Genomic DNA, 25882 nt, shown 5'->3' with positions numbered 1-25882 from the left:
ATACAGGAAACAAGGATAACAACGCGCGTGAATGCGCGTTGCGGTGGTCAGTGCTGGCTTGGCGAGAAGAGCGTTTCGAGCGGGTAATGCGTTTTCGCGAACGCCGTCTTGATGATGACGTAGCTGAAGTACTTCTCGATGCCGATATCCCGCTCCAGCAGCCCTTCGACGATGTTTTGATAATGGCTCACGCTGCGCGGACGAACTTCAGCAGATAGTCGTAGCCGCCGCTCGCCAGATGACATTCGACGATCTCGTCCACGTCTTTCACCGCATTCACGAACTTGATGAAGTCTTCGCGCCGGTGATCCGCCAGCGTGACTTCGGTGAAGACCACCTGAATGTCGCCGAGCTTCTCCAATTGAATCTGCGCGCCGTAGCCCACGATATAGCCCGCCTTTTCCAGACGCTTCACGCGAATCAGGCAAGGGCTTGGCGATAAGCCGACTGCATCGGCGAGTTCGACATTGGTGATGCGTCCGCGCTTTTGCAATTGCGAGAGGATGCGCAGGTCGATTCGGTCCAGCTTGCAGTCGGTGCTCATCGTGGGAGGCGGGGCGGGACATGTCGGAGAAGTCGGTCGATGGTATCACGCAGCCACGCGACGATTAAATCCCGTTGCACCGCCTGCCGCGCCGCCCAGCGCCGCGCGCACTTCCGCTTGTGCGAGGACGTCGTCGAGTGTCTTCGTGAGACGCTCGAACATCATGTCGAAATTGGCTTCCGTGTAGCACAACGCCGGTGCAAAGCCGAGGATGTTGTCGCCGAACGCGCGGAACACGAGGCCGTTGCCGTAGGCGGCAGCGGCGATGCGGTCCGGCAGCTTGAGCGAGGCGTCGAAGCCGCGCTTGGTCTCTTTGTCGGCGACGAGTTCGAGCGCGCCGAGCAGACCGCGATGCCGCGAATGTCCGACGAGCGGATGCGCAAGCAGCGAATCGAGCCCTTCGGCAAAGCGCGGCGCCCGCGCCTGGCCGTTTGCGAGCAGTCCGCCTTCGTGATAAAGCCGCATGACTTCGAGACCGATCGCCGCGCTCACCGGATGCGCCGAATAAGTGTGACCGTGACCCACGGCCACGCCATTGTTCGTACCCGACGCGATGCCTTGATAGACGGCATCGGACATGAGGACGGCGCCCATCGGCGCGTAACCTGCCGTCAGGCCCTTGGCGACCGTCATCAAGTCCGGTTCCACGCCTTCGCCTTCGCACGCGAAGAGCGGGCCGGTGCGCCCGAAGCCGGTGATGACTTCATCGGCGACGAAGAGGATGTCCAGTTGGCGGCATGCTTCGCGCATGGCCTTGAGCCAGCCGACAGGCGGCACGATCACGCCGCCCGAACCTTGAATGGGCTCGCAGAAGAATGCGGCAACGTTCTCCGCGCCGAGCGCTTCCACCTTGGCCCGCAGCGCCGCCACCGACGCGGTGATGAGCGCGTTGTCGTCCGCGTAGTCGTTGCGATACGCGTACGGCGAGGGGATGTGATGCTGCGTCGCGAGCGGCAGATCGAAGTTTCGATGGAACGCGGGCAGCGCGGTCAGCCCCGCACCAACCGACGACGAGCCGTGATAGCCGCGTTCCAGCGCGATGAAGTGCTTCTTCGCCGGACGGCCGGTCGCGTTGTAGTAGTGCGTGATGAAGCGCAGCGCGGAATCGACCGCATCCGAGCCGCCGAGCGTGAAGTACACATGCGTAAGCGATGCCGGCGCGAGATCGACCAGCTTTTCGGCCAGTTCGATAGCCGGTTCGGAGCCGAAGTGGAAGTAGCCGGTGGCGTAAGGCAGACGCGCCATCTGTTTCGAGGCCGCCTCGACGATGCTCGCATGACCATAGCCCGTGTTCACGCACCAGAGGCCGGAGAACGCGTCGAGCAGTTCCTTGCCTTCGATATCGCGCAAGAAGACGCCGTCCGCCGAATCGAGCACGGTGACGCCGCGCGCTTCATGGGCGCGGTAGCTTGCGACTGGGTGAATCAGATGTTTGCGGTCGGATTCGACCAGGGCTTGCTTGGATTGATTCGACATGAGCGGGCTCTTCTCGGAAGTAAGCTGGACCGTTCCATACTATCGGGGGAGCGCCGTCGGGCGCATCGCCAAATAAATCGCGGAAAAGCAAATATGCGGCGTTTTGCGGGGCGTGCGCAGCATTTTGTGCTGAGGCGCCTCAGTAGCCCCGGCTGCGGTCTATCTGACCGATCATCGGCTGGCCTTCGCGATGCCGGCGCAAATTGTCGAGCACCACGTCCACCGCCGTTTCCGGCCGCGTCGCGCTCGCGATATGCGGCGTCAGACGCACGCGCGGATGCGTCCAGAACGGATGCGTGTCGGGCAAAGGCTCGGGATCGGTGACATCGAGAATGGCGGCGTGCAGATGGCCGCTATCGAGCGCATCGAGCAAATCGTCCTGATTCACTTGCGGACCGCGCCCGACGTTGATGAACGACGCGCCTGGCGGCAGCGCGGCGAACACGCGCTTGTTCAGCAGGCCGCGCGTGGAATCGGTGAGCGGCAAGAGGCACACCAGCACATCGGTGCGGGCGAGGAAGGCATCGAGCGACTCGACACCCGCATGACATTCGATGCCTTCCAGTTCATGCGCCGAGCGGCTCCAGCCCGCGCACGCAAAGCCGAAACGGTGCAACTGTTTCAGCACGGCCGTGCCGAGCATGCCGAGGCCCAGCACGCCGACACGCCGCGTGGATGCCGCGCGCACCGGCATTGCACGCCATACGCGTTCGCGTTGCTGCGCCGCGTAGTCGAAGAGATCGCGATGCACGGTGAGCACCGCCTGCGTCACGTATTCGACCATGCCCTCGACGATGCCCGGCTCGACCATCCGCACCACGGCGATGCTGGACGGCACGGCGGACAGATCGAACTGGTCGATGCCCGCGCCCACCGAGAAGATCACTTCGAGATTCGGCAGCGCGCGCGTGAGGTCGGCGGGCGGTTGCCATGCGGCCAGATAGCGGATGGATGCGGCATCGCCGATATCCGGCCACAGGCGAAACGGTGTCTCGGGCGCCTTGCTGGCGAAAAGCTGCGCCCACTGTCTGCCGCGCTCGGGGTCGGCCTTATAGAGAAGAGCCATCGTATTCAACCTACTGCCTGATTGACGATGCCGAACTGGCCCACCGACGCGTCCGGCCGCGGCGCACCATTGCGCGCCATCTTGACGACCGCATCGACCTGCCTGAGACCGAGTTCTTCGAGCCACGGCGTGAGGCCGCTGTCGCCCGGCGTATCCATGCGGGTAAAGGCGCCTTCGTTGGCGGCAAGCCAATGTGCAATCAGCGCCTGCGCGCGCTGCAACCGTTCCTGACCTTCGCCCGTGGCGATGACCGGACCGATGGCGTGGCCGCGCCCGAATGGCCGCATCAGCGCGAAGCCGACGATCTCGCCGGCGGATTCCAGCGCGACGCCTTGCGCCACGCCGAGCAGTTGCTGCAGAATCGCGCCGCGATCCACACCGGCCGCGCGCGATGCCAGTTCGGCGAGGCGCGGCGTATCGGCGGATTCGAGCGGACGCAGGCTTTCACCGGCCTGCAGCAAAATGGCGGGTGCGCGAAAATCGGCCGATTGATGTTGATGCAAGGTGCCGATTGGCTCGAAACCGAGTTTGGCGTAGAGCGGCTGTCCGGCGGGCGTCGCGTGCAGGAGGGTGACGCGGGAGCCGAGCGCATCGAGCAGCAGTTCCATCAGCTTTCGCCCGATGCCGTGCCCTTGCCGGTCGGGCGCGACGATGACCATGCCGAGCGAGCCGGCATCCTCGCCGAACTTCCAGTAGAGGGCGGTGCCGACCACGCGCTCGCCTTCCTGCGCGATGAAGCCGGCGCCAGCGTCGAGAACGAAGCGCCAGTCGTCGGCGCGGTGCGGCCATTTCACTTCGACCGACAGCGCATGCGCGGCGTCGATGTCGCGGGCTTCGAAGGGTCGGTACAGAATGGTTGAGCGTATTTCGGCAACGGACACGGCGCACTCCAGGGACGGGGACGCATGCTACTTTGACAGCCGCGAACGACCCGGGCTAGGACGATCCTGCTGCGCCGCGAGCGCGGCTTCGCGCGATGGCAGGCGCCGCGCCGTGCACGGAAAATGACGGATCTCGCGGCGAACGTAGTAACGTTACGCCAGTCGATGTTTTATCAGGCAAATACAGTGTTGAGGGGCACATGTCAGAGTCAAGCACCATTACGGATCAACAGGTCGCATCGATCGCGCAACGGTTGAGCGGAGAAGGCCGCGAGTTGTCGCCATTGACCGTCTGGAACGAAATCCGCAGCGGCTCCATCATCGAGGTGGCAAACGCGTTGCAGCGCTGGAAAGCGGCACAGGAGCCGCAAGCCGCGCCCACACCCGTCGACGACGAAGCGAGCTTGCCGCAAGGCGTCGCCGAGACGCTTCTGAACGCGGCGCATCAGCTTTGGGCGGGCGCGCATCAGCAGGCCGGGCAACGCTTCCAACCGCAATTACGCACGCTGGATCAGCGGCTTACGGCCACGCTCGCGGAACGCGACGAAGCGCTCGCCGGTTTCCAGCAGGCCGACGAGGAAGCCGGCCGCGAGCGCCAGCAGCGCAACAATCTGGCGCAGGCGTTACAGGCTTCGGAACAGACGGTCGAACATCTGCGCAGTGCGCTTGCCGATGTAAGCGCCCGCGCCGAGACCGCCGAACGGCGCGTCGAGGAACTGACGCAGCGGGAATCGATGGAGCAGGGCAGGCTTGCAGCGGCGATCGCCTCCTTCGAGGAAGCGCAGCGTTCGCAGGAAGCGTTGGCCGCGTCGATCTCGGATAAGAATGACGAGCTCGCCCGAATCGCGCGGGAGCGGGACGAAGCGCGCCATGCGCATGAGGCACTCACGGCATCCGTCGCGGCGAAGGACGACGAGATTGCGCGAATCGTCCGCGAACGCGACGACGCGTTGAACGCGGCGACAGTCGGCAAGCACGAGGAGATCGCGCGCATCGTCCAGGAGCACAACGATGCCTTGCACGCGGCCGTCTCGCAAAAGGACGAGGAGATCGCGCGCTTCGTGAGCGAGCGCGACGACGTGCGGCAGGCGCATGAAGCGCTGAGCGCGCATGTCGCGAGCAAGGACGACGAGATTGCCAGCCTCGTTCGACAACGCGACGAGGCGCGTCAAAGAGCCGAGGCGCTGCAGCATGAAAGCCAGGCGAAATCCGATGAAGCGCAACGCTACGCGCATGAAGCGGGCGTTACCGCTGAACGCGTGGCGGCGGTCGAGCAGCAAGCGAACGAGCGTTTTGCGCGTATCGCGGAACTCGAAGTCGAACTCGACGCGGCACGCGGTGCGCTAAACGAGTTGCAACAGGCTCACGCCGCCAAGCACGATGAAGCCACGGCGCAGTCCGGCGAGCTTCAGCGTGTTGCACGAGAACTCGAAGCGGCGCGTTCGCAGATCAGCGCGTTGAACGAGCAAAAGGACGCGGCAAGCGCCGACGCCGCCCAGCGCGCGCAAGATGCCGCCGCTGCCCGCGAACGCGCGGAAAATGCCGAACAGCAGGCGGCGTTGCTGCAGGAGCGTTTGGCCGAACAGGAACAACGCGAAGCCGATGCAAGAAGCACTCACGCCTCGCAGCGCATGGAACTTGAGGCACGCGGCGTCGCGGTGGAAGGCGAGATCGCCGCTTTGCAACGGCAGATCACGACACAAGCCAAGGATCATACGAAGGCCTACGACAAGCTGCGCACGCAGGCCGAAGAATGGGTCAGTTATGCCAAGGACCTGAAGCAGCGGCTCGACGGCGCAAACGAGAAACTGCTCTTCATCGATGCACGCAGCACCGGCGAAGTCGCGCTCATGCGCCGGCTTGCGCTGGAACTCGAACGGCTCAAGCCGGACCATGAACTCGTGTTGCGTGAAGCGCAGCAAAGGGTAATCGGCGACAAGATGGTCCAGCAGCTTGCGCAGAAGGGCTATCGTTATGACCCGGCTACTTCGGCGATTTCGAAGATCGAAGAGTAGGCGTTAATCAAGCGGGACTCGGTGAGAACGTCAAGCGGGCCATCGTCGATGGCCCGCTTCGTCTAAGTGCGGTAGCCCACCATCGTCGGCGGGGAAATCAGCGAACATGCGCATGCATCAAGCATCGTTCGCCTGATTCATTTCTCTTCCACGACGAAAAGCCGCTTCATGACATTCGACCATGGGGTGTTCACGGTCTCGCTTGACTTCGAATTGCTCTGGGGCGTGCGCGAGATGCGTACCATCGAGAGCTATGGCGCGAACCTGCGCGGCGTGCGCGAGGCCATTCCGCGCATGCTCGATGTCTTTGCCGCAAACGGCATTCATGCGACATGGGCCACGGTAGGCTTTCTTTTTCATCGCAATGCGGATGAACTTCGCGCGGCTTTACCGCCGCCTTCCCTGCGGCCGAATTACGTGCGCGCAGGCATTTCCCCTTATGAATATATCGATGCAGGCCAGGCGCTCGATCCGCTTTATCACTTCGCGCCCGAACTCGTCGAACGCATTGCGGAGCAGCCTGGTCAGGCTATCGGCACGCACACCTATTCGCATTACTACTGTCTAGAACAAGGTCAGGGCTTACGCGAATTCGAAGCGGATATCGAATGCGCCACGGAGGTTGCCAGGCGCGCAGGCTTCCGGTTGAAGAGCATCGTATTTCCGCGCAACCAGTGCAATGAAGATTACCTTGCGGCGCTCGCGCGGCATGGCATCGTGTGTTATCGCGGAACACAAGGCGGTCACGCTTATGCGGCCTCCGACAAGGCAGGGCAAGGCTATCTGCGCCGCGCAACGCGTTTGCTCGATGCTTATATGAACGTGTCCGGACACAATACCCATGCGCTCGAATCATGCTTCGAAAGCGCGCCTTTCAATTTTCCGGCAAGCAGTTTTCTGAGGCCTTATTCAAGCAAATGGGCAATGCTCGATGGCTTGCGCCTTGGACGAATAAAAAATGCCATGACCGATGCGGCGCTCAACAAGCGCCTTTATCACCTCTGGTGGCATCCGCATAACTTCGGCCGCAATACCGCGCAGAACATCGCGTTTCTTGAGCGCATTGCCAAGCACTATGTTCTGCTGCGCGAACGCCACGGCTTCGCTTCGCTCAACATGGAGGAGCTTAGCGAGCTGGCGGCCACGCGATTGGTCGATCAAACAAGCTTGCCTGCCGCCGAGCCTGCGTGATCAACGGCGGGTTTCGGAGGCGGTCGGAGCAATCGCCGAATGCGCGGTGAGAAAACGCGGCGTCCTGAAACGCACGATGCTTGCATAGAACCATACGTAGACCGCGATGAACATCGCGCCGGTGACGAAAAGCGCAAGCGGCCGGTCCCAGAACACCGTTGCGGGCGCGACGCCCACCGCGCACAACACCCACAGATAAGGCGATGTGCGGCCATTGCGGCGCGCACGCTGACGCACATCGCTATAGTCCGATCCTTTGAGTGCAATACGCTTGTAAATGAGCGTGTGAAGGTGCACGCCATCCGGTTCGCTCACGGGTCGGCCTCGCACGAACTTGCGGCGATAGATTGAGAACACGGTTTCGAAGAGCGGATAGATGGCGACGACAGCCGCATACCACGCCGACACGGAAGGATGCCGCGCGATCAGCAGCACGAGCAATTCGGCCATGACGAAGCCGATAAAGTATGCACCGCCATCGCCCAGGAAAATGTGGGCGCCTGGATAATTCCATACGACGAAGCCAAGGATGGTGCCGATCATGGTCAACGCGACGCTCATGACCAGCCAGTCGCCGACTTGATGCGCGACGAAACCTATCGAAGCGAAGATCAGGATGGACGAGACCGATGCGAGGCCATTCATGCCGTCGATGAGATTGATTGCGTTCGTGAGCCCCGACACGGTCAGCACGGTGAGGCCGACCGCAAGCGGCATGAGTTGAAGCCCGTGATCGACCACCGGCAGATCCACGCGAACCAATACCGCATGCAACGCATAGACGCCACCGATCGACCCTGCCATGGCCGCGAGCAGACGCGCACGCGGGCTTACATGCTTGGTCAGGTCTTCGAGACAGCCGGCCAGGAACGGTAAAGCGGCGCACGCCAATAACAGCATCGACTCGCCTCGTGGATTCGCACCGAATAGGCCGCCCATCATGAACGTGATTGCCGTTCCGCCGACGATGGCCGCACCGCCCACGCGTGGCACGGGGACCGCATGATTCTTCTGCACTCCATTGAGGTCGGTGTCGAGTAAATGCGATCCCGCATGACTCGCATAACGCACGATCCAAAGAGTCAGACAAAACGAAGTCAGGCAACCGAGAGCGAGGTTTAGCATTGTCTTATGCTCGTCTTAAACGCGGACGGTCGTTAATTTCAGTGAGGACGAACTATCGTTCGGCGAGACCGAAGCATGCAGATAGTCCAGGAAGTAAGCGGCGCAACATCGACGAAACTGAAAAACGAAAAGCAACGGAATGAGATGACAAGGCGGTACATCGCGCTTACGGCTAACGGCTATTTCATCAAGCCATTTGCTTTTTGCCGTATTTACTGATTAATTAGGGAAACCCCCATCATTAAATGCCTTTCGGAGTCCAAATATCATCTCGCGGAGTGCAGCGAAGTGAGCATCTTTTTTTGAAGATGAAATGTGGGCTAGACCGCGTATCGATTCAAATTTGCTAGCGCTTCGAAGACGACTTTTGTGCTCTAAGCATTGTTGAACATTATCGAGTCAAGCCTGTGGCAAAGCGTTAGCGAAATGCTGACACTGATCGTTGATACGAGCGAAGCAGTTTGGCTTTCAATTGGACTAGCAACGAATGAAATAGCGGTGGGCGTGACCCGCGTGCAAGGTCGTCGAAGATCTCTCGTCCGATGAAAACCTTTGGATCGGAGCGCTTGATTGGCCACCGCTAAGACGCGCGTCAGGCGTGACAATAGACCTAAAGGTCTTCAGAGTCGAAGATGTGAGTCGCGATGCGGGTCCATCCCGTGAATGCTTTATTCAACGCGTTGAACCATTACAATATGCTCGATAGAAGAACTGCATTAAAGGTTTTTGCATCGTGCGCATTGGTGCAAACCCTTGCGCCGCATCGCGCGCATGCGCAAACAAATGATTCGACTGAGCTTATACGGGCAAGCACGTTCGGTGTGATAGGCGACGGTAAAAGCAATGACCGCGCGCGTCTTCAGGCCGCGATAGACAGTACCGTCGGCAAGACCTTGTTGATAGAAGGTCGGTGTCGAATGGATACGCGAGGTCTGGATCTGCACAGCAGTACGCATCTGCGTTTTGCGGATGGCGCATCGATCAAGCTGTTGCCTCACGACACGCCTTCCTATCAGATGATCCGTATCTGGGATGCGGATAACGTGCTGCTGGAAAATGCGACGCTGGATGGCAGCAAGGAGCTCAACGCAGCGCCGCCCGAAACACACGACGGTGGCTACGGTATGGGCATTTCCATCGCGGGGAGCACGAATGTCACGATAAGCTCGGCCACGACGATCGGCTGTTGGGGCGATGGCCTTTACATCGCCAATAGTTATGAACGGGCGACGCGACGATCCCGCAATATCGTCGTCCGCGATCATCATGCGCGTGCGTGCAGGCGTCAGGGTGTGTCGCTCATCAGTGGAATGAACGTGCTGATCGAACGTGGTGTGTGGGAAGACATCGGTGGAACAGCGCCTTCGGCAGGCATCGATATCGAACCGAACTCCAATCGAGACGTGCTCGAAGACATTCGCATCGTAGATCCGCTTACGCGCCGATGCAGTATCGGCATTCTCGTTTATCTCGCGGAATTGCCCGGCCCCAAGCCTAAGACCGTAAGCATAGAAATAAGCGGACAGCGCGATGAATCTTCTTCCGACAATGCCTTTAGCGTATCCGGTCTCGACACTAAAGGATGGACGGTGAAAGGTAGCGTGACGAATGTCTCGCCGGTATGGGTGAATTCGCGGCTAGCCTCAGTCGAAAGCGTCGACTACGATAAGCGCGGGCCGGCTATCGTCGTGTCCGGGTTACGCCTCATCCGTTAAGCCACATGCTGTGCGACAACGTACAGACGGGTCGCATGTACTCACGACACCCTCAGCGGGTTGTCGCCAATATCATCAGAATCGCGCTAGCAAGGGAATTCCTAGATGAGAGCAAGAGCAATGGAAGCGCGAAGCGTTTCTCCTTCCCGTCCTCGCGCGCGTGCTCATTCCTATCTGGCGACGCCGAATGGCTTGCTGTTCATCATTCTCGCGCTCGTCGTCCTGTATGTGATGGCGACGGGCGTACGCAATGTGCCGACGTTGCTCGACCAGGACAATTACCTCGAATACTTCCGCAAGACCACGTGGGACTGGTTCCTCAATACTTACGAGGAACGCAAATCCACGGTTAGTTTCGTCATCAGCACGATCACCGAGGAATTCGGTTGGCGCGCTTGGGTCGTCGGTTTGAACGCATTGGGCTTTACACCCGATGCCGGTGTGCGACTTACGGTGGTGCTGCTCAACGCGCTGATCTTCATTGCGCTTCTGGAAGTACGCCGGCCATTGCTGGGTCTCGTGCTCTGGTGTGTCGTGCCGATGGCGCTCGCCACTGTCGGACTATTTCAGATTCGCCAGGGGATGGCGTTCTCTATCGCCATGCTCGTGTCCTTGCGCTATCAAAGACCCGTAACGGGATGGCTGCTCGCAAGTTTTATTCACACCACGTTCGCGGTGCCCGCGCTCCTGCTTATCGCAATGCGTCCATGGGGCAATCGCAGATGGCTCGCGTTGGGAAGCGCTTCGGCGGTGGCGGTCGTGCTTGTTTCGTCGGCGGGCTTTCTCTTCAAGAACTTTGGCGGCCGTCGTATCGACGAATATGCGGGCTACCAGAACGATTTCACCATCAAACTGGTGATTCTCCTCGTGGTTTATATGACGGCGGCACTTGTCATGCTTTATACGGAATGGAAAACGAAGCAGGCGGGCAAAGCTCAGGCATGGCGCGACATCTGTTTCATGGACGTCGCGCTCGTGCTTTATCTGGTGCTTGCCTTCCTGCTGTTTCCCTTCGGCAAAGGGCGCGTATGGTATTGCGTGCCCTTGCTGCTGCCGTTTCTCGTCGGGCAGACGCGCTTCAAGAATCGCTTCGTATGCTGGTGGACCGTGGGAATATTGCTGGTGCTGACTGCGGAAATCATCAAGAGCTATTACGAGGGCGTGTACGCGTATTTTCTCGGCCTATGACCGCGCATGGCAAGCAATGGCGCGGTCATTCGCCTGCATGATTCACGTTTTATCGAGCGTTGCCTTGCGCAAGCGTCGCGCGCCAGTGCGGATTGCCATCTTCTCGCCTCTTAGTACGGTGCGCAGGGCGCCGTAATCCGCGCGCATGCGTTCAATTTCATAGCGCGTTACAAGGCGTCCTCCGAAGCCCGATAGAAAGTCGAGAATGGTAGCGGTGGAAATGCCGTCGAAATCAAAAATGAGTTTGCGTTCTCGCGCCACGCGCGCGCCTTCCCAAATCAGAAGACTTATTGCGCCGCCGTGTGCATCCGCCGCGCGCGATGACAGCAGGTAGTACACGGCACGCGTATCCCACACGAGTGCGGTCTCGGCGACGAGATGGCCGTTCTCGTCGAATGCGCCAAGCATGACACCTGCATTGCGCTTGATGACTTCGCCGAGCACGCGGCGCATGATCTGCGAGCCGTACACGTTATTGCGTTTGCGCACGGCGAGGTTGGCGTCGTAGAAATCCGTGAAGGCGTCGGGGCTGTTTATTTCGCGCACGGTAAGCCGTTCGGTGGCGCGACGCAGCCAATTGCGTGTATTGCGCCGTAGCGCCGACCATGCCTCGGCTTCGCTTCGATCAGCCGGCAACTCGAGCGTATAGCCTATGGAGACATCGAAGCCATGCAGCGAAAATGCAATAGCTTCGGCTTGCGACATACGCGTGTCCATCAATTGATGAAAATGCGCACACGCCGGAATCTTCGAGACGAGCTGATTCGTGATGTCCATTCGATAACACCATTCGCGCTCGCCACTACCTAAACGTTGCGGTTTGATGACAGGGCCAAGCGTGCGCGTCAAAGGCGGCAGCACGGATATGCGCCAGATGCCTTTACGCTCGAACATATAAGGCATTTCCCCAATGACGACATCGCCCTGCTTTACTTCAGCAATGCCCCATTTACCGTCGGTCGCCGCTTCAAGCCACCAGGGCTCATGAAAGATGGAGCGCTCCACGATGCCTTCTGCTTTAGTGGTGCTCGAATCGTTCTTGACGTTTTCCCTGATTTTCTTTTTAACCGGTTTTGAGCTTGGCTCGATAGGTGAAGAGCTTACTGAATAGCATTCGTTATCCATTGTCCCTCACAACTCGGTTCATGAAAGCCGTTCGCTTTGTGTGTATGTCGCTTTGATCATCCCGTTCGCCGCCAAAGATGGACGATTGCACCGGGCCGCCTCGCAGATGAAGCGCCGTGTTGCAGGCCGCTTGTCGCGGACCGGTGACAGCATGAGGATGTGCGTTCTATCGAGACGAAGTCGCGCCGTCTCCTGCGCGACCCTGTATAGGAACTTACTGGAGCGTAAAGACCAATCGCATGCACCACTGTACGCCATCGCACGTTGGGCAGTTTGCTATTCGATGCAAGATCTTGACTCGAAGGAGAGCCAAGCTTGTGCTTAAGTGCGCGCTATGAGGGCACGCTTGTGCGGTTGCAGATCCATGATCAAGCGGACCTCGAATAACGATGCCGGAGCTGCCCGATGAATACGGCCAAATATGTGATCGATCTGATTAAAAGTCCTGACGAATTCGAAGCGCTGCATAAAGAATGGGATGAACTGTGGACGCTCGCCGACGGGCGGCATCATGAATCGTTTGCGGTCTGCTCATTGGTTTGGCGTCATGTCGCCAAACCTGCGGGACGGTCACTTTGCATCATTACTGCGCGGCGCAAGGAACGTATCGTCGCCATTTGGCCGCTCGTGCGTTCGCGCAATCGTCTCTGGAACGTGCTTCGGCCACTTAGCTCTGAATCGGCAGACTATACGACCGTGCTGACCGATCCAGCGTATGCATCGCCGGATCTGTCGCAATCGATCTGGCAGGCGGCGCGTGACCTAGGGAAGGGCGATATTGTTTTGCTTCCGTATGTCGATTGCAAAAGCGAGTTGTATCGGCTCGCTGCGGAGCATCCGGGGATCATGCTCGCCAAGGAACATCCCTATGCCGTGGCTAAACTTTCGGAAGTGAATTGTTGGGATGAATTCGTCATTGGCTTGGGCAAGCTTTCGGGCAAGCGACCCGGCCAGTTGCGTGAACGACTCGACCGCGAAGGCAAGTTCGAGGTGTGTATTCTCGGCCCGCACGACCGTGAAGAGAACGCGCGCATGGTCGACTGGATGCTGGCGAGAAAGCGCGAGTGGGGCGAACGCGTCGACAAGAAGGGCAGTTGGCTGTGGGAGGAAACCTTCCGCAATTATCTAATCGAGCTGCTGAATCATTGTCATCCCCTCGCATGTGCAAAGCTCATGGTCCTGAAACTCGATGGCGAGATTCTCGCCGTGAACATGATCGGTCTCGGCGCAAAGAGCATGATCGGTCTGATTGCGAGTTTCGATAAGCGCTTTGGGAAATTCGCACCCGGCGCGGTTTCAACCGAGGCATGGGTTCGGTGGGCAATCGAGCAGCGTCTGGATTTCGACCTCGGCATCGGCGCAGAAACGTTCAAGCCGTACTGGAGCCGGGGCAATACCGCAATGGTTTGCAGTCTGCAACTTGCGCAAACGAACTGGGGACGCGTGGCATTCGCCATTTCTGGCGCACAACGAATGCTTAAGAAAGCGAGCGTTAATGTCTGGCGTTCGAACGTTCGGCCAGAAAAATCCTTGGGCAAAGAACAGGCGTAGAAAGGCCTAGAAGCGAATCTGTTCACAATTCAGCGCGGCTTGAGAATGACCGATCAAGCTTGTTTAATTCCGTGCGCTCAGCGTTGCGGGAAACAAGCTAAACACGAAAATCAGAGATTTTGCTGAAAGATCTCCAATCAGCTGATTAGAAGAATTCAGGGAAAATTTCCTTCATTAATCTGATAAATAGCCGTTGTTTCACTGCGACAGAATTCGTTTTTCGCAATAAATTCGAGAATTGCTTATTCATCTGATTATATGCGCAATAGAAAAGCGCATTTCCCGCCTGACGTGCGATCGCGCGTTGCGTGAGCCAGAAAATTCGGCCCTGTCCCCGTTATACAGTTACAGATAGTTACGATTCGTCTCTATTCGTCATACAACGATCTGTATCATACGATCCGTAGTCGGTATTTAATGCCTTATTAGAAGCGAAATTAACTTCGTTAAAGGTAATTAATACCGTTCCGACGAGTGCGCGAGTTTGCTGGTCCTTCCGAGGCCATCCGAGTCGTGAAAATCCAATCCGAAAGCTGACACGGCGAATCTGTTCGTCAGACGCCCATTGATAACTTCGAGCTCATGTCCTTGACCAAAAAAACTCCTGTTACTCCAATGCAATTTGCTGATCAGATCGATCGAATCTTCACGCGTCGCAAGTTTCTCACTGCGGTGATGGCCAGCACCGGATCGCTCGCACTTGCCGCATGCGGTGGCGGCGGTGAAGGAGATGTCGCTGATTCCGTCTCCAAGCGCCGCCGCCGTGCGTCCGGCACCAGTTCTGCGTCAAGCACCCAAGCTGCTTCGACACCGGCGGTCGCTTCGTCGACGCAGGCCGCGACGACATCCGGCACGGTCACCGACACGTCCTTCGGCGTGAAGGGCGATGGCACTACCAACGACCGCGTCGCGCTTCAGAAAGCGATCGACGGTTCAGTCGGCAAGATTCTGCTGATCACCGGCAAGAGCCGTATCGATGCGGCCGGCCTCGACCTGCGCACGAACTCACACCTGCGTTTCGCAAGCGGCGCGTCGATCAAGCTGCTCGCGCACAACGTCGCCAGCTATCAGATCCTGCGCGTCTGGGATGCCCAGAACGTGCAGATTGAAAACGCCTCGCTCGACGGCAGCAAGGAACTCAACTCCGCGACCAACGATCCGAACGACGGCGGCCAGGGCATGGGCATCTCCATCGCGGGTTCGACCAACGTGACGATCACCTCGCCGACCACGATCAACTGCTGGGGCGACGGCATCTACATCGGCAACTCGTATCGCAGCCTGACGACGCCGAGCAACACGGTCAACATTACGAAGCACCACGCGACCGGTTGCCGCCGTCAGGGCGCAACGATCACGAGTGGCGCGAATATCACGTTCGATACGCCGACCTGGGAAAACATCGGCGGCACGTTGCCTTCGGCGGGCCTCGACATCGAACCCAACAACAACAACGCCGTGCTGCAGAACATCAAGATCATCAGCCCAACGACGAACAGCTGCCGCTATGGCATTCTGATTTATCTGGGCGCCTTGCCAGGTTCGGTGAACAAGGTAGTCTCGATCGATATCTCGAACCATCGCGACAACAACGCCAATCACGTCGCGTATGAAGTCGGTGGCCTCGCGCTAAACGGCCATTCGGTCACGGGTCATATCACGAGTGCGTCGCCGGTCTATATGCATTCAGCGCTCGGCTTTAGCAAGACCGATTGGGACAACGCCGGTCCGACGGTCGAAGTCACCAACATGGTCTACACGCGTTAAGCGTTTAGCGAGGCAACATGTCGAAAAGAGGGCGCGCGTTCAGCGCGCGCCCGGTGTCGGTGCTTGGCGCACCGATTTTTCTTTGCGCGGCGCTTCACCATGCCAGGCTTTTTAGACGGAGATGCCGAAAACGATTGGCATGGATGGTGCTCTAATAAAGTATCGGGCGTAACGAAACGCCATCTCCGAAAACGCAGGAAAAGTCTGGAGATTCAATGGATCTCGCCATCATCATTGGCACGATCGCCTTCTTCGCTGTCGTCGCGCTTGCGTTGCTCGCGCTTGCCGACGTACTGCTGCCCTCGCGCCGCCGCCGGCGCGAGGAGCAAGGGCGCACGAGCATCTGGTCACGTTCGCATCAGGCGGGCGAGCTGAAGACTAAAGGCGCGGGCCATTCCGGGCCGGGTTCGGGACATCCGAAATGACGAAGCGTGTGCAAAATCTTCCGGTGCGCGGTTATTGACCGGAACCAATGTGTCGTTCATTCGCCGACACCTGTGCGACTGGCGCCGACGCTTCATCCACTGAGCCTCTTCGTTCGCTGATTCGCAAGTAGATGTCTTCATAGCGACGCCAGCTGGCTTCGATCGAAAAAACCCTGTCGATTCGCTCTCTTGCCGCCACGCCGAGCGCCGCGCGCCGCGTCCGCGGCAGCATCAACATGTCGACGAGCGCCTGCGCCAGTGCATCGGCATTTCGAGGCGGCACGACGGTTCCCGTTTCCCCGATGAGCCACGCGGTATCGCCGACGTCGGTCGCCACGCATGGCGTCTCGCATGCCATGGCTTCGCCGATGACGGTCGGCAATCCCTCGCTGCGTGACGAAAGACAGAAGACATCGAGCCCCGCCAATAGCGCTTCAGGATGCTTAAGCGGTCCAAGCAAGCGGCACGCATGTGCCACGCCTTCACTGCGAATGAGTTCGACGAGCTCGCGGTTGTCATCGTCGAGTCCATTGCCTGCCATCACGAAGCGGCACTGCGGCAACGCTTGCCGCACACGCCGCACTGCCGCGATGAAGTTGGGATAGTCCTTGACGGCGTGATACCGGCCCATGATGCCGACGACCGGCGCATCCGCAGCGAAGCCGTGGTTTTCGCGTAATGCCATGTGAGACGCTGGCGCGGGCTTGAAGACATCGAGTTCGAAGCCGTTTGGAACCGCGATCATCTTCTTCGCGCAGTAACCGCCTTCGACATGCGCGCGCCGTGCAGCTTCGCCGCAGCAGATGATCGCATCAGGCACGTGGTTTGACAGCAGCGCGCATGCTCGCGTCACCCAGCGCGTCATGCGGCTGCTACCGCTCGAACGAAGGTCCGTGTGATGAATGCCCCAGGCGAGCGGCAGCCGTTTCTTGCGCCATGCTCTCACGGCCGTGACCGCGAGTCCGCCCATCAGATCGCCGTGATAAAGCCAGGTCTGAACGACATCGGGTTCGAGTTCGTCGATCCAGCGCACGAGCTGCACTAACTTGCGCGGCTCCGGCAGACTCTTGCTCATGCCGAGTATGCGCACTTCGGCGCCCGCCTCACGAATGCGCGCCGCCAGCGTGTCTTCGGACGACAGCGAGATGACCGCATGCTCGACGCCTTCGCCGCGCGATGCGCGAATCAGTCGATACAGCATCATCTCCGCGCCGTCCGCGGGCAATGCGGTGATGACGTGAACGATCTTCAAGGCGTGATCTCGACGGATGCGGGCGCACTCGCCGTCGATGTCGCGGGCGCGAGCGCGCGATACACCGCAAGGGTCCTGTCGATGACGATCGCTTCATCGAATTCGCGCAGCGCCTTCTCGCGTGCGGCGAGTCCGAGCTTGCGCGCGAGCGGACGATCGTCGTCGAGCAGGCGGATGGCGTCGGCCAGCGCCGTTGCATTACGCACCGGCACCACGAGCCCGTCTTCGCCGTTGCGGCTCACCACTTCGCGGCAGCCGGGTGCATCGGTCGTGATGAGCGGCAATGCGCACGCGGCCGCTTCGATAAGGGACTTTGGCAAGCCTTCGCGATAACTCGGCAGCGCCATGACATCCGTTTCTGCAAACAGACCCGGCATGTCGCTGACATGACCGCGCCATTCGACGAGGCCTTCCTTCACCCAGCCTTCTATCGTCGACTGTTCGATCGAAGCGGGATTGCCCGCGTCCGGCGTCCCCGCAAGAATGAAGCGGATGGTGCGTCCCTCGCGCTTGAGCACGCGCGCGGCCTCGATGAATTCGGCAATGCCCTTGTCCCACAGCATGCGTGCCGCAAGCAGCACGCGCAGCGGCGCGTGCGAAAGAGGCGCATCGGCGGGAGGCGCCGTGAAGCGCGCGCAATTCACGCCGGAGCCTTTGATGAGGTGGATGGCTTGTTCATCGGCAAGACGGGCGCTCTTGAACATCGCTACATCGTCCGGATTTTGCAGGATCAGCGCACAGTTCTCGCCGTCAAGAGCCAGACGCAGGACTTGGCGCACCACGGGCCGTAAAAAGCGCGCTTTCATGTCGCGGCTCGTGAAAACGTAACCCAGCCCCGCCACCGAATTCACGCGAGCGGGCACGCCTGCGAGCCTCGCGGCAAGCGACCCATAGACCGCGCTCTTGATCGTGAAGCCATGCACGAGCGAAGCCTGTTCCGCGCGAAAGAAACGCGCGAGCCAGAGCACGAGATTCAGTTCGCGCAATGGATTGAGACTGCGCCGGACCATTGGCACCGCATGCCAGCGAAAGCCGAGTTCGATCAGGCGCGGTCCATATTCGCCGGGCGGCGAAAGCAATATGACTTCATGCCCAAGATCGCGAAGTCGGTTGGCAAGCGAAAGACGAAAGTTGTAGAGATACCAGTCGGTATTCGCAAAGAGAATGACCTTGTTCATCGCCTGCCTCTCAGGATCTAGTTCAACGTGCCGGGGCTCGATGCTTCTGCATGACGCAGGCCAGTATCCGTACCGGTCGATGTTTTCGTTTCGCTGATACCCACGCGCGCGAAGAGTTCGTCCCACGCACGCAGGATGGTGCTGACGGCATAGCGCGCGCGTACCGATTGCGCGCCCTTGACGGAGAGCGCTTTGCGCAAACCTTCGTCGGCAAGCATGCGGCGCAATGCATGCGCGAGCGCAATGGGATCGCCAGGTGGCACGAGCAAGGCGTCTTCGCCATCGCGCGTGATATCGCGTGGACCGCTCGGGCAGTCGACTGCCACTGCCGGCACGCCGAGCGCCATGCTCTCGGCCAGCGCAAGTCCAAAGCCTTCGAATCGCGAGGACATGACGAAGGCCTGCGAGCGCAGCACTTCCGTCCACGGCTTGTCGGTGACGCCAGGCATGAAGATGCGTCCGCTCATGCCGCGCTGCTGGATTCGCGATTGCAACGCCATGCGTTCCGCTCCTTCGCCCCAGATCCACACATCCCACTGTGGAAATTCATGGGCGATGGCCGCGAACGAATCGATCAATAAGCCGTAGTTTTTTTGCGGATGCAGCCGTCCGAGCGAAACGAGCCGCATGCGTTCATCGGGGCTTGCCGTTGGCGCGGGCTGGTGGAACAGTTCGTCGGGCAGCGGGTTCGGCATTACCGCCGTGTGCTTGATGCCGGGCACCATCGCGTTGAACGGCGCAACGACGTTGTCGGTCAGTACCGTGACGGCGCGCGCATGCGGATAAGCGAGGCGCGTGGCGAACTTCCAGAACGGCGTGCGGCCATCGACGGAAGGATCGTTGTGTTCGCATGCAATGACCGGAACGCGCAGACCCGCGCAAGCGAGAATGCTCGCCACGTTCACGTTGGTGAGGAAGCTGATCACCACGTCCGGATTGGTCTCGCGTATCAGCTTGCGCAACGCCCGGTGCCGTTGCATGTAGCCGAAGAACTTATTGCGCGTGGGCGTGATCCTATCCGCAAGCTGAATGAAGCGCACCTTGTCGGATAGCGCATAAAAGCACGCGCGCTTGCGGCTATACGTGGCGACGAGCGTGACCTTGTCGCCGCGCTCGCTCCATGCATTCACGAGTGTGGCGGCCACGCGCTCGGCGCCGCCGCTGCCCATCGAGCTCACCAACAGCATGATGTTCATGCAGCCAATCCTCCGGTCGGTCGCAGCGGCGGGATGCGTCGCGTGAAGAGCATCGAGAGGCAAAAGACGGATGCCTGCATCACGCCGGTCGCGACGACCACGCCCGGCATGCCGATCCAGCGCGTGAGCAATGTGTTGGCTGCGACTTTGACGATAAACCCCAGTGCGGTAATGATGGCCATCTCCTTGTAACGTCCCTCGACCGACAACAGGTTCATCATCACGAGCGAGGCGAAGTAGAACGGCAACTGCACGAGCGAAAAGCGCATGAGTTCCGCGACCAGTTCCGTGTTCTGCGCGGTGAACGCGCCACGCTGAAAGAGCACGCCGACCATCCACGGCGCAAGCGGGTATGCAATCGCCGCGCAGACGGTTCCCGCGCCGAGCATCAGAAGCGACCATTGGAACGCGGTATGACGCGCGCGCTTGTGATCGTCGCGGCCGAGAATGTCGGACAGCACCGGCAAGGTGCCCTGCGCAATGGCAAGCGCGCCCATGCTGATGATCAGACCGAACACGCGGTTCGCATAGCCGAGGGTCGCGACCGCGCCATCGCCCAGATGAGCGACGAAGTATTGATCGATCGCGGGTGTGCAGCACACCACCAGTTGACCGAGCATGAAGACGCGTACCGCGTGATAGACGGGCGGCCATTTGCGCGAGCGGAACGTGAAGCTCAAGCGCGCATAGTTGTTATCGACCTTGCCGCCGAGCGGCCTCAGCACCAGAACCAGCGCGACATATCCGAGCAACGTGCCGTACATGAGCGGCTGCATTGCGCTATTGCCGGTAAAGAACAGCACGAGCAGAAGCGTCATCACGGCAGGCAGGCCGTCGAGCAAGGTCGCGATATGGCGCTCGCTCGATTGCAGACGCGTCGAGTAGGCCGTGACCATCATGATGAGGACGCCGATGGGCGCCATCACCATCATCATGTGATGCGCCATGTCCTGCGTCTCGACGGCGAGATTGCCCGCCATGAGCCGCAGAACGTACGGCCAGATCAGATACAGGATCGCGGTGAAACCGAGTCCCACCACGGCCGACCATGTAACGAGTTCGCTCAGGAATTGCGCTTCTTCGCTCGCGGATTGCTTGCGCAGATCGACGAATGCAGGCACCAGAACGATGGCGAAGATGGCGGAGCACGCCGACGGCAGCCACGAAACCAGCATGAGGGTGATCTGATAGGCATCGACCACGTTGCTGATGCCGTAGCGATATGCGATCACCATCTCCTTGAACGCGCCCGCGGAGCGCCCGATCAGCACGAACGCCGCCACTCTCGACATACCCCGCGCAGCGCGAAGATGGTCGGGATGAAGCTGCAGCAAGCGGTCTCTCAACGCGGCGAATTGTGATATCAACGCGGCGGCCTCACTTTCCGCTGGCCATGGCCGAGAGCGCGTCGACGCGGTTCGGCTCGTGGCCAGCACGTTCTGCCAGAAAGCGGATGTACCACGGCATCGCGCGCGCGAGTCCTTCCGAAAACGGCACCTTGCCGTCATAACCGAGCAGACGTTCGGCCTTGCCGACATCGGCTTGCGAATGACGGACATCGCCCGCTCGAAAAGGTCCAAAGTGCGCATCGCGCTCATAAGCGATGCCGTGCGCGGCGAGCAGACGCTTGAGTTCCGCGAAGAGTTGTCCGAGCGTCGTGCGATCGCCCACGGCGACGTTGTAGACCTGACCACGGGCCGCGGCATCCGCCTTGGCTGCGAGCAGGTTCATCTGCACGACGTTATCGACGAAACAGAAATCGCGGCTCGTTTCACCGTCGCCGTTGATGGTCACGATCTCGTCGTTGATGAGCGCGGCCGTCCACTTCGGAATCACGGCGGCATAAGCGCCATCCGGGTCTTGACGCTTGCCGAAGACGTTGAAGTAGCGCAGGCCCGTCGCATTGAAGCCGTAAGCGCGCGCGAACACCGACGCATAGAGCTCGTTCGCATACTTCGTGACCGCGTAAGGCGAGAGCGGCTGGCCGATGCGATCTTCCACCTTCGGCAAGCCGGGATGATCGCCATATGTCGAACTCGATGCCGCATACGTGAAGCTCTGCACTTGCGCATCGCGCGCGGCGCATAGCACGTTCAGGAAGCCGCTCAAATTCGTTTCGTGCGTGGCGATGGGGTCGGCCACCGAGCGCGGCACCGAACCGAGCGCCGCTTCGTGCAGCACGTGATCCACGCCTTGCATGGCCGCCTGGCAATCGAGCAGATTGCGGATGTCGCCTTCGATGAAGCGAAAGCGCCGCCACTGCCTTTCATCGACGCTCTCGCGCACTTCGTCGAGATTGCGTTCGTGCCCGGTCGCGAAGTTATCGAGTCCGACCACGCGCTGATCGAGCGCGAGCAACGCTTCGAGCAAGTTGGAGCCGATGAAGCCGGCCACGCCCGTGATGAGCCATGTCTCCGGACGTGCGCGCAATTGTTCGCGCACGCTTTCGTATCGATCGTTCATTGTCATTTTATGCCTGCACTACAGGCGCAAGTCGCTTGCGTCGGCGGGAAGAACGTATTTCAGATCGTAGACGACGTGTTGCTCCTTGCCGTAGGCATGCAGCGCGGCCGCGCCCATTTCCGTGAATTGCCGGTGCGATACCGCCACGACGATCGCGTCGTACACGCCCTTGGCAGGCTCTTCCACGGGCTGGATGCCGTATTCGTGGAACGCGTCTTCACGCGAGATCCACGGGTCGTAGACATCGACATTCGTGCCGTATTGCGTGAGTTCAGTGACGATGTCCACCACACGCGAGTTGCGCATGTCCGGACAGTTCTCCTTGAACGCGAGTCCCATGACGAGCACGCGCGCGCCGGGAATATAGATGCGCGCACGCGTCATCGCCTTGACGAGTTGCGAGACCGCATACGTGCCCATGCTGTCGTTCAGGCGCCGTCCGGCGAGAATGATTTCCGGGTTGTAGCCGATCGACTGCGCCATGTGCGTCAGGTAGTACGGGTCCACGCCGATGCAGTGACCGCCCACGAGTCCGGGCCTGAAGTTCAGGAAGTTCCATTTCGTGCCGGCGGCGAGCAGCACGGCTTCGGTGTCGATACCCATCTTGTTGAAGATGATCGACAACTCGTTGACGAGCGCGATGTTCACGTCGCGCTGTGTGTTCTCGATTGCCTTTGCCGCTTCTGCCACGCGAATGCTCGCGGCCTTGTGCGTGCCGGCGGTGATGATCTGTCTGTACAGTTCATCTACCGCCTCGGCCACTTCGGGGGTGGACCCGGAAGTCACTTTCTTGATGTCCGGCAAGCGATGCAGCTTGTCGCCCGGGTTGATCCGCTCGGGGCTGTAGCCCGCGAAGAAATCGACATTGAAGCGCAAGCCCGACACGCGTTCGAGCACGGGCACGCACTCCTCCTCGGTCACGCCCGGATATACGGTCGATTCATAGATCACCACGTCGCCCGGTTTGAGCGCGCCGCCTATCGTTTCGCTTGCGCGCAGCAGCATGCCGAGGTCGGGGCGCTTGTGCCGGTCGATCGGCGTCGGCACCGTGGCGATGAACACGGTGCAATCCTTGAGCGCTTCGGGATCGTCGGTGAATGCAAGCGATTGCGCCGCATGCAGCTCGTCGTCGCCGACTTCCAGCGTGGCGTCGTGTCCTTCGCGCAACGAGTCGATGCGATGACGGTTCACGTCGAAGCCGACTACCGCGTGATGCTTGCTGAACTCCACCGCGAGGGGCAGGCCGACATAGCCCAGCCCGATGACGGCGATCTTCTGGTCCGTGAGCGAACGCATTGAGGTGTCTCCAGTCTCGAAGCAACGCAAGGTTGTGATTGGGTTACCGCATATCCGTTAAAGCCGGATGTCCTCTCGCTTCAGTCGGGCGCCGACTCGTAGTTATGCGCGACATAAGCGCTGCTGCCGTAGCGCCCCGCGAGCGCGGTATTGGCGGTATGCAATGCGACGCTGTTGAGCAGCACGCCCGTCACGCGTGCGCCGGTTTGATTGAGGCGCTTGATCGATTCCTTGATTTCACCGACGCGCGTCTGCCCGTAAGACGAAACCAGAAAGATGCTGCCTGCGGCCGGCGCAATGGCGCCCGCATCGGATACGGCGAGCACGGCCGGCGCGTCGACCAGCACGATGTCGTAGGCCTTCGATGCCTCGTCGATCACTTCGCGATACTTCGCTCGCAGAAGCAGCTCGGCCGGCGTCGACGGATAAGGACCGCCTTGCAGCACATCGAGGTTCGGAAACACCTGGCGATTCACGGTGGCCTCGAGCGTGCGGTTGCCCGCCAGCATGTCGGCGAGACCCGGTCCCGGATCGAGCCCGAACTGCTTGTGCAGATAACCCTTGCGCAAGTCGGCGTCGATCAGGAGCACGCGCGTGCCGCCCGAAGCCAGCACGGTGGCGAGATTCGCCGAAAGGAACGACTTGCCCACGCCCGGCAGCGGCCCGGCGATCATCACGACGTTGTTGCGCGCGCCGACCAGCGTGAATTGCAACGCGGAGCGCAGGATGCGCAGCGCCTCCACGGTCGGGTCCTTCGGGAACTGCGCGGCGAGCACGGCCTGACGCGGCGCGGAACCACCGATGGCGGTCGTCAGCGCAGCTTGCCGCGCGCTCTTCGGAATGGTTGCGAATACGGAAAGGCCCGTCTCGATCTCGATCTCCTGCGTGTCCGTGACGCCACGGAAGACGCGATCCAGAAGCATCGCGAGCCCGATGCCGAAGAAGAGACCGAGCACGAGCGCGATGGCGAGCGCCAGTAGCTTGACTGGCTTGACCGGTTGTTCGGGCACGTCGGCGATATCGATCAGTTGCACCGATGCCGCCTTGCCCGCCTTGATGAGCATCATCTCTTCGATGTTGTTGCGCAGCGCCGTATAGAGATCGGTATTCACGCGCACGTTACGCAAGAGGCGCAGTGCGCCTTGCTCGGCCATCGGCATCGAGCGGGTGCGGTCGTTGAGTTTTTCGAGGAATTGCTGAGTCGCGGCGATCTGCCGGTCCACCGCGACCACACGCGGATGCGAAGGCGAGAAGGTCGTGGCGAGATCGTCGCGGGTATGGCGCAAGGCCAGCAGTTGCCCGTTGGCGTCGGCTGTCTGCTTGAGCAGCAGACGGTTGGCTTCGTCCGAATCGAGCAGCGAGTTGGCGTCGCGGTACGTGTTGTACGCGTTCTCCGCTTCTTCCATCTGTTGCTTGAGCACGGGCAACTGGCGCTGCAGATAAGTGAGCGAGTTCTCCGCGATCACCGCCTTGCGGTCGCCGTTGAGACGCACATACTGCCGCCCGATCTCGTTGATGGTCGCCGCCACTTGCACGGGATCGGCGCTTTCCAGCGTCGCCTTCAGCACGCTCGACTTGTTGCCTTGTTCGCTGATCTTGAGCTGGTTCTGAATCGCGTCGATGGTCAATTGACGCGAGTAATGATTGACGTTGAAGCCGGCGCCAGGATTGCCCTTGAGCGAAGAGACGAAAAGCCTGACCGGCCCCTTGGCGGTTTGCGCTTCCAGAATCTCGCCCACCTTGCCCGTCACGGGTGCGCCGAGCGCCGGGTGGCCGAGCGTGTATTCGCCATCGCTGCCGGCCGTGAGCAGGAAGTTCTGGCCTTCGAGCGAGCGCGGCACGTCGAAGTCCGTGACGCTGATGGATTCGTCGCCCCAGGTGTAATGGCCGAAGCCGAAGAGGCCCGGCTCGGATAGCGAGCCGTCGTGATGAACCAGACGGCTGCCGATGAAGGGCAGGCGCAACGGCCGCGCGCTGATATAGAGCTTGAGTGCGTCGACGGCGCGCGAGACGACGAGCTTCGAACCCAGCACCTGAATTTCGCCTTCAGCGGAAGAGCGGTCATCGAGTGTCGGCAACATATTGCTTAAAGGGTCGCCAGCGCGTGAATTGGAAACGTCCTTGTTCTCATCCACCTTGATGAGAATGGCGGATTGAAAAATCGGTGGACTTAGATAGGCATACGCGGCGCCAATCAATAGCGCGAGACAAACCACCGTGCTAATAAGAATGCGGTGGTTAATAATCGTATCTATCAGCGCAGCGAAAGGGATTTCGTCATCGGATTCAACGCCGGCTTCTTCAGACGATTTATCACTCGCAATCATGTGAGCAGATCCCGAATCTTATGGTTAATTCAAACGAGGCTTGAAGACGACATGCTGGTAACGGCCTGCCGAGCCGTCTCGCGAAGGTGCCGCCGATCGAT

Annotated in this window: 19 protein-coding genes and 1 pseudogene; 7 read left to right on the top strand and 13 right to left on the bottom strand. The window is 60.1% G+C overall.

The genetic code is table 11. The features are described from left to right. Positions 1–47: 47 nt before the first annotated feature. The 4 genes and pseudogenes from ACYQ47_RS06755 to ACYQ47_RS06740 all read right to left on the bottom strand — a co-directional run bounded on the left by ACYQ47_RS06755 (position 48) and on the right by ACYQ47_RS06740 (position 3967). A pseudogene (locus tag ACYQ47_RS06755) lies at positions 48–544 on the bottom strand (Lrp/AsnC family transcriptional regulator). A gap of 45 nt (positions 545–589) precedes the next feature. After that, positions 590–2020, bottom strand: coding sequence for an aspartate aminotransferase family protein (locus tag ACYQ47_RS06750; protein WP_250468427.1), 1431 nt, complete (start codon positions 2018–2020; stop codon positions 590–592). 139 nt (positions 2021–2159) lie between these two features. Continuing rightward, a complete protein-coding gene (locus tag ACYQ47_RS06745; RefSeq protein ID WP_250494130.1) occupies positions 2160–3086 on the bottom strand; it encodes a 2-hydroxyacid dehydrogenase in 927 nt (308 codons plus the stop codon). 5 nt (positions 3087–3091) lie between these two features. Next, the gene (locus tag ACYQ47_RS06740) at positions 3092–3967 is read right to left on the bottom strand and encodes a GNAT family N-acetyltransferase (protein WP_459904886.1); all 876 of its coding nucleotides are present in this window, start codon (positions 3965–3967) and stop codon (positions 3092–3094) included. A gap of 200 nt (positions 3968–4167) precedes the next feature. On the opposite strand from ACYQ47_RS06740, the gene ACYQ47_RS06735 reads away from it, so the two are divergent. Together ACYQ47_RS06735 and ACYQ47_RS06730 are read left to right on the top strand one after the other, a co-directional pair. Then, positions 4168–5982, top strand: a complete 1815-nt coding sequence (locus ACYQ47_RS06735) for a DNA-binding protein (RefSeq protein ID WP_459904885.1) — start codon at positions 4168–4170, stop codon at positions 5980–5982. A gap of 168 nt (positions 5983–6150) precedes the next feature. Next, a complete protein-coding gene (locus ACYQ47_RS06730) occupies positions 6151–7173 on the top strand; it encodes a polysaccharide deacetylase family protein (RefSeq protein WP_459904883.1) in 1023 nt (340 codons plus the stop codon). Here ACYQ47_RS06730 and ACYQ47_RS06725 read toward each other — a convergent pair whose 3' ends face one another. Next, positions 7174–8298 carry an MraY family glycosyltransferase gene (locus tag ACYQ47_RS06725; protein ID WP_459904882.1) on the bottom strand — a complete coding sequence of 375 codons (1125 nt, stop codon included), beginning with the start codon at positions 8296–8298 and terminating at the stop codon, positions 7174–7176. Between the two features lie 659 nt (positions 8299–8957). Here ACYQ47_RS06725 and ACYQ47_RS06720 point away from each other — a divergent pair. Together ACYQ47_RS06720 and ACYQ47_RS06715 are read left to right on the top strand one after the other, a co-directional pair. After that, positions 8958–10013 (top strand): glycoside hydrolase family protein, encoded by a 1056-nt coding sequence (locus tag ACYQ47_RS06720; protein ID WP_459904881.1) that lies wholly within the window; start codon positions 8958–8960, stop codon positions 10011–10013. A 105-nt stretch (positions 10014–10118) separates the two neighbouring features. After that, complete coding sequence (locus tag ACYQ47_RS06715) at positions 10119–11201, top strand: EpsG family protein (RefSeq protein ID WP_309958393.1); 1083 nt, start codon at positions 10119–10121, stop codon at positions 11199–11201. A gap of 42 nt (positions 11202–11243) precedes the next feature. Here ACYQ47_RS06715 and ACYQ47_RS06710 read toward each other — a convergent pair whose 3' ends face one another. Beyond that, entirely contained in the window at positions 11244–12206 is a 963-nt protein-coding gene (locus tag ACYQ47_RS06710) for a GNAT family N-acetyltransferase (protein WP_309958394.1), read from the bottom strand. 525 nt (positions 12207–12731) lie between these two features. Here ACYQ47_RS06710 and ACYQ47_RS06705 point away from each other — a divergent pair. From ACYQ47_RS06705 to ACYQ47_RS06695, 3 genes are all read left to right on the top strand, one after another. Further along, positions 12732–13877 carry a GNAT family N-acetyltransferase gene (locus tag ACYQ47_RS06705; protein WP_459904880.1) on the top strand — a complete coding sequence of 382 codons (1146 nt, stop codon included), beginning with the start codon at positions 12732–12734 and terminating at the stop codon, positions 13875–13877. 615 nt (positions 13878–14492) lie between these two features. Beyond that, on the top strand, positions 14493–15644 hold the full coding sequence (locus ACYQ47_RS06700) for a glycoside hydrolase family protein (RefSeq protein ID WP_309848110.1): 1152 nt from the start codon (positions 14493–14495) through the stop codon (positions 15642–15644). 215 nt (positions 15645–15859) lie between these two features. Next, on the top strand, positions 15860–16069 hold the full coding sequence (locus tag ACYQ47_RS06695) for a hypothetical protein (protein WP_459904878.1): 210 nt from the start codon (positions 15860–15862) through the stop codon (positions 16067–16069). 31 nt (positions 16070–16100) lie between these two features. Here the strand turns inward: ACYQ47_RS06695 and ACYQ47_RS06690 are convergent, their stop codons facing one another. From ACYQ47_RS06690 to ACYQ47_RS06660, 7 genes are all read right to left on the bottom strand, one after another. Beyond that, a complete protein-coding gene (locus ACYQ47_RS06690) occupies positions 16101–17321 on the bottom strand; it encodes a glycosyltransferase (RefSeq protein ID WP_459904877.1) in 1221 nt (406 codons plus the stop codon). Then, complete coding sequence (locus ACYQ47_RS06685; RefSeq protein ID WP_459904876.1) at positions 17318–18499, bottom strand: glycosyltransferase family 4 protein; 1182 nt, start codon at positions 18497–18499, stop codon at positions 17318–17320. Before ACYQ47_RS06685 ends, ACYQ47_RS06690 begins: the two co-directional genes overlap by 4 nt. 17 nt (positions 18500–18516) lie before the next feature. Further along, on the bottom strand, positions 18517–19695 hold the full coding sequence (locus tag ACYQ47_RS06680; protein ID WP_459904875.1) for a glycosyltransferase family 4 protein: 1179 nt from the start codon (positions 19693–19695) through the stop codon (positions 18517–18519). Then, complete coding sequence (gene murJ, locus ACYQ47_RS06675) at positions 19692–20987, bottom strand: murein biosynthesis integral membrane protein MurJ (protein ID WP_244830151.1); 1296 nt, start codon at positions 20985–20987, stop codon at positions 19692–19694. The genes ACYQ47_RS06680 and murJ overlap by 4 nt, the downstream gene beginning before the upstream one ends. An 85-nt stretch (positions 20988–21072) precedes the next feature. Beyond that, positions 21073–22158: an SDR family oxidoreductase gene (locus ACYQ47_RS06670; protein ID WP_459904874.1), complete on the bottom strand. Its 1086-nt coding sequence runs from the start codon at positions 22156–22158 to the stop codon at positions 21073–21075. 18 nt (positions 22159–22176) lie between these two features. After that, entirely contained in the window at positions 22177–23454 is a 1278-nt protein-coding gene (tviB, locus tag ACYQ47_RS06665) for a Vi polysaccharide biosynthesis UDP-N-acetylglucosamine C-6 dehydrogenase TviB (protein ID WP_250527903.1), read from the bottom strand. Positions 23455–23534: 80 nt separating this feature from the next. Continuing rightward, on the bottom strand, positions 23535–25781 hold the full coding sequence (locus tag ACYQ47_RS06660) for a polysaccharide biosynthesis tyrosine autokinase (RefSeq protein WP_459904873.1): 2247 nt from the start codon (positions 25779–25781) through the stop codon (positions 23535–23537). Positions 25782–25882 lie beyond the last annotated feature (101 nt).

The organism is Caballeronia sp. HLA56 (assembly GCF_054655155.1).
Note: the sequence above shows the minus strand (reverse complement) of the source record. Positions and strands in the feature narration are given on the sequence as shown.